Annotated in this window: 4 protein-coding genes; 3 read left to right on the forward strand and 1 reads right to left on the reverse strand. The window is 41.6% G+C overall.

What is annotated here, in order from left to right; translation table 11 throughout:
• The 3 genes from VE944_RS11115 to VE944_RS11125 form a co-directional block, all read left to right on the forward strand.
• Positions 1–585 (forward strand): Tab2 family RNA-binding protein (locus tag VE944_RS11115; protein ID WP_324976607.1); only part of this gene is annotated, 585 nt, incomplete at its 5' end.
• Between the two features lie 196 nt (positions 586–781).
• Entirely contained in the window at positions 782–1,012 is a 231-nt protein-coding gene (gene mazE, locus VE944_RS11120) for a type II toxin-antitoxin system MazE family antitoxin (protein WP_324976610.1), read from the forward strand.
• Between the two features lie 335 nt (positions 1,013–1,347).
• Positions 1,348–1,497 (forward strand): PsaJ protein, encoded by a 150-nt coding sequence (locus VE944_RS11125; RefSeq protein WP_229555988.1) that lies wholly within the window; start codon positions 1,348–1,350, stop codon positions 1,495–1,497.
• A 123-nt stretch (positions 1,498–1,620) separates the two neighbouring features.
• Here VE944_RS11125 and psbA read toward each other — a convergent pair.
• On the reverse strand, positions 1,621–2,493 hold an 873-nt coding region (psbA, locus tag VE944_RS11130), incomplete at its 5' end, for a photosystem II q(b) protein (RefSeq protein WP_324976615.1).

The raw sequence follows: 2,493 nt of genomic DNA on the forward strand, positions 1-2,493 counted from the left end.
CAGTCACTAAGTTTAATTGAGGCGGCGGGACGCAATTTAAGTATAAATGTCGAACCTACCCGCCATACTTTGGCGTTGAAGCAGTGGTTACAAGAAAAGCAATATCCCTCAACGCTAGATAAACCACCCCCAGCACCATTACCAGAAAACCTCTGGGGCGAACAATGGCGTTTTGCAAGTTTACCTGCTAGTGATGTGGAAACGATATTTAGCGATCGCCCCATTCCCATTTTGCACATCGCAGAACATCTTAAACCCATCAATTTGGGTTTAGCGTCAACAGTACCCGTCCCTGGTGTGGTAATTTATGGTGGACGGCAATCGATGCGGCTAGCGCGGTGGTTGCAGCAAGCCCGTCCCGTAGGCTTGAATTATATATCTGGCGCACCAGACGGCTTAATATTAGAAGCTGGCTTGGTGGATAGATGGATTGTTGCCACTTTTGAAGATCCAGAAGTTACAACAGCAGCCCAAACATTTGAACAACGAAAAAAGCATTGCCGAGGATTGCATTTTTTGTTAGTTCAACCTGATGATTCCGGGATGACTTATAGCGGCTTTTGGTTATTGCGGACAGAAGATTGATATTGATTGCCAAAAATATTTGTCCGCTTAATCTCTATAGCTAAAAAAATAGATTAAAGCGATGTCTGACTGCAAGGCACTATGTGTCTAGCTTTACTGTAATTTGCCTATCTATATAGGTTAGGCGCATAGGTTTAGCAAATTTTAGTATGATGATAAAATCATACTAAATAGTAATACTAAAAATTAATTATAGATGCTCAAAGTCACAACTACCTTAGAAGAAGACATTCTGTTATTTATAGATCAGTATGCACAGGGAAATCGTAGTGCATACATTAATACACTGCTGGCAGAACACCGCCGCCAAATTTTGGCAGCAGAAATGATTGCAGCCCTCAAGCAGGATGCTCAAGATCCAGAATATCAAGCTGAAATTGCTGCCTGGGACAGCCTTGCTGGAGATGGCATAAATGCCAGGAAGTAATTTAACTTTTCGGCGAGGAGAAATACGTTATTTGCGTGTATGAATTATTTATAGTATATTTATGTACTAAAAGTTATCGAAGTAACAACAAATATTTTTTGTATTTCATATTACTGATTAATTTAATATTTATCCAGTCTTTGGTTAGAGGTATAGTGAAATCTCACTGATTATTATTGAGATTGAAAGAATAACTTGAACTTGGAATTCTATCTAGGAGTTCCCAAACGCAACGCTAACAAAGCTGTTTTTGTGGCAAGTATACTACATACAAATAAATTATCGTTTAGCCGCGCTAGTTCAACTTAATTCTTTAATTCTTTAGAGAGTGCAATATGCAAAAACCAAACGACCAAAAAGACTATTTCGTTAAGTACCTTTCCCTTGCTCCTGTTCTTGCCGTTGTTTCTGTATCAGTTGCCTTCTCTACCTGGGCGATTTTTAATTATTTTTTACCTGATCTTCTTTTTCATCCTATGCCATGACATGAGCGGTGATGATTTAAAAGCGTTATCATCACTATTTCATTGTTAGTAATATTGTTGTTGACACTAAAAAGCGCCCTCCCAATTTGGGAGAGCGCTTTATTATTTAGCTAAACTTCAGAATTAACCGTTGATAGCAGGAGCGCTTATTGCGACAGGAGCAACATCTAAAGCCGCCAAATCTAAGGGAAAGTTGTGAGCGTTACGCTCGTGCATTACTTCTATACCCAAGTTAGCCCGGTTGATTACATCAGCCCAAGTGCTGATAACGCGACCGCTTGAATCAATGATTGATTGGTTAAAGTTGAAACCGTTCAAGTTGAACGCCATTGTGCTTACACCCAAGGCGGTAAACCAGATTCCGATTACAGGCCATGCTGCGAGAAAGAAGTGCAGTGAACGGCTGTTGTTGAAAGAAGCGTATTGGAAGATTAGACGACCGAAGTAGCCGTGGGCTGCAACAATGTTGTAGGTTTCTTCTTCTTGACCGAATTTGTAACCGTAGTTTTGTGACTCGGTTTCGGTTGTTTCACGAACTAGTGAAGATGTAACTAGACTTCCGTGCATTGCAGAGAACAAGCTTCCGCCGAATACACCGGCAACACCTAATTGGTGGAAGGGGTGCATCAAGATGTTGTGTTCTGCTTGGAACACGATCATGAAGTTGAAGGTTCCGCTTATACCCAAAGGCATACCATCAGAGAATGATCCTTGTCCGATGGGGTATACCAAGAATACTGCGGTTGCTGCTGCTACTGGAGCAGAATATGCGATCGCAATCCAAGGACGCATACCTAAGCGGTAGGATAGTTCCCATTCACGACCCAAGTAGCAGAATACGCCAATCAAGAAGTGGAATACTACCAATTGGTAAGGGCCACCGTTGTACAACCACTCATCTAAAGATGCTGCTTCCCAAATTGGGTAGAAGTGCAAGCCGATGGCGTTGGAGGAAGGTACTACTGCACCAGAGATGATGTTGTTTCCGTAGATTAA

The sequence above is a fragment of the Nostoc sp. genome (genome assembly GCF_035638895.1).
In the GTDB taxonomy this organism is placed as follows: domain Bacteria; phylum Cyanobacteriota; class Cyanobacteriia; order Cyanobacteriales; family Nostocaceae; genus Nostoc.

Coding starts and splice junctions, on each gene's coding strand:
- VE944_RS11125 (WP_229555988.1), top strand. CDS start 1,348: ATGCAAAAACCAAACGACCAAAAAGACTATTTCGTTAAGTACCTTTCC.
- mazE (WP_324976610.1), top strand. CDS start 782: ATGCTCAAAGTCACAACTACCTTAGAAGAAGACATTCTGTTATTTATA.